Below are 1,068 nucleotides of genomic sequence, written 5' to 3'. Positions count from 1 at the left end.
GGCTTTATACATGGCTTTGTTGAATAAATCGAACTTTTGCTGAGTTGAAGGATCAGATCACGCATCCTCCCGACAACACAGACCATTCCGTGGCAAAGCAAAAGTTCAGAATCACCAACTGGTCCACCTACAACAAAGCTCTCATCAACCGTGGCTCCCTCACTTTCTGGCTGGATGATGAGGCGATTCAGGCCTGGTATGAGTCGGCAACGCCTTCATCACGAGGAAGGCCCCAGCGCTATTCTGATCTCGCCATCACCACCGTTCTGGTGATTAAACGCGTATTCCGGCTGACCCTGCGGGCTGCGCAGGGTTTTATTGATTCCATTTTTGCCCTGATGAACGTTCCGTTGCGCTGCCCGGATTACACCAGTGTCAGTAAGCGGGCAAAGTCGGTTAATGTCAGTTTCAAAACGTCCACCCGGGGTGAAATCGCACACCTGGTGATTGATTCCACCGGGCTGAAGGTCTTTGGTGAAGGCGAATGGAAAGTCAGAAAGCACGGCAAAGAGCGCCGTCGTATCTGGCGAAAGTTGCATCTTGCTGTTGACAGCAACACACATGAAGTTGTCTGTGCAGACCTGTCGCTGAATAACGTCACGGACTCAGAAGCCTTCCCGGGCCTTATCCGGCAGACTCACAGAAAAATCAGGGCAGCCGCGGCAGACGGGGCTTACGATACCCGGCTCTGTCACGATGAACTGCGCCGCAAAAAAATCAGCGCGCTTATTCCTCCCCGAAAAGGAGCAGGTTACTGGCCCGGTGAGTACGCAGACCGCAACCGTGCCGTTGCTAATCAGCGGCTGAGCGGAAGCAATGCACGGTGGAAATGGACAACGGAATATAACCGTCGCTCGATAGCGGAAACGGCAATGTACAGAATGAAGCAGTTGTTGGGAGATTCACTGACGCTGCGTGACTACGATGGTCAGGTAGCGGAAGCTATGGCCATGGTGCGTGCGTTGAACAGGATGACAAAGGCTGGGATGCCAGAAAGCGTGCGTATTGCCTGAAAATCCAGCCAGCTACAGGGTCGTTCGCAAGAAATCTTATTTATTCAACAAAGCC

Annotated in this window: 1 protein-coding gene; it reads left to right on the top strand. The window is 52.6% G+C overall.

Annotation, left to right across the window (positions count from 1 at the left end; genetic code table 11):
- The first annotated feature begins 44 nt into the window (after positions 1-44).
- Positions 45-1,013, top strand: coding sequence for an IS5 family transposase (locus C3406_RS25845; RefSeq protein ID WP_000654811.1), 969 nt, complete (start codon positions 45-47; stop codon positions 1,011-1,013).
- Positions 1,014-1,068: the final 55 nt, after the last annotated feature.

The sequence above is a fragment of the Leclercia sp. LSNIH8 genome (assembly GCF_002920195.1).
In the GTDB taxonomy this organism is placed as follows: Bacteria; Pseudomonadota; Gammaproteobacteria; order Enterobacterales; family Enterobacteriaceae; genus Enterobacter.
Note: the sequence above shows the minus strand (reverse complement) of the source record. Positions and strands in the feature narration are given on the sequence as shown.